The sequence below is a fragment of the Streptomyces sp. 130 genome (assembly GCF_007096885.1).
Taxonomy (GTDB): Bacteria; Actinomycetota; Actinomycetes; order Streptomycetales; family Streptomycetaceae; genus Streptomyces.
On record NZ_VJNO01000110.1, the window covers coordinates 1 to 1,022 of the forward strand.

1 protein-coding gene is annotated in these 1,022 nt (G+C 68.6%); it reads right to left on the reverse strand.

All coding sequences use genetic code 11. From position 1 onward, the window contains the following. On the reverse strand, nucleotides 1–1,016 hold a 1,016-nt coding region (locus FKN01_RS33660; RefSeq protein ID WP_313906193.1), incomplete at its 3' end, for an SDR family NAD(P)-dependent oxidoreductase. Nucleotides 1,017–1,022: the final 6 nt, after the last annotated feature.

Below are 1,022 nucleotides of genomic sequence, written 5' to 3' on the forward strand. Positions count from 1 at the left end.
CCCTCCGCCCGGCGCTGCACCGCGAGCGCGTCCAGGAACACATTCGCCGCCGCGTAGTTCGCCTGCCCCGCCGCCAGCACCGAACCACCCGCCGACGACAACAACACGAAGAACGCCAACTCACACTCACGCGTCAGCTCATGCAAATACCACGCACCATCAGCCTTCGCCCCCAACACCCGGTCCAACCGGGCCCCGTCCATCGACCCCACCAAACCGTTGTCACCCGCACCCGCCGCATGCACCACCCCCACCAGACCAGCACCAACCCCCTCCACCAGACCAGCAACCGCACCCCGGACCGACATATCACACGCCACCACCGACACCTCAGCACCCAACCCCCGCAACTCCTCACACAACTCCCCCACCCCAGGCGCCCCAGAACCCCGACGCCCCGCCACCACCACACGCCGCACCCCCCACACCTCCACCAAATGCCGCGCCACCAGACCACCCAAGCCCCCCGTCCCACCCGTCACCAACACCGTCCCATCCCCCACAACCCCCGGAACCACACCAACCCCAGCCCCGTCCACCGCAACCTCGACCAGCCGCGGGACCAGCACCCCACCCCCACGCACCGCCAGCTCCGGCTCACCCGAACCCACCACCACATCCGCAACCTCAGCGAACGAACCACCCGCAGGATCAAGATCCACCAGCACGAACCGGCCCGGATTCTCCGCCTGCGCAGCCCGCACCAACCCCCACACTGGCGCCCCACACACAACCACACCCACACCACCACCACCCACACCCACCGCACCCCGCGTCACCACCACCAACGCACCAGCCCCATCACCCTCCAACCAACCCTGAACCGCCTCCAACACCCCACCCAACACCGACCGCACACCCACCACCGGATCCACACCCACCAACACCGGCACCTCAAACACCCCACCCACACCACCACCAGCACCGGCAACACCCGCAGCACCCGCCAACGGGCGCCACACCACCTCATGCAACCCACCACCCACACCCGACCCCACCAACTGCTCCACCGACACCGGACG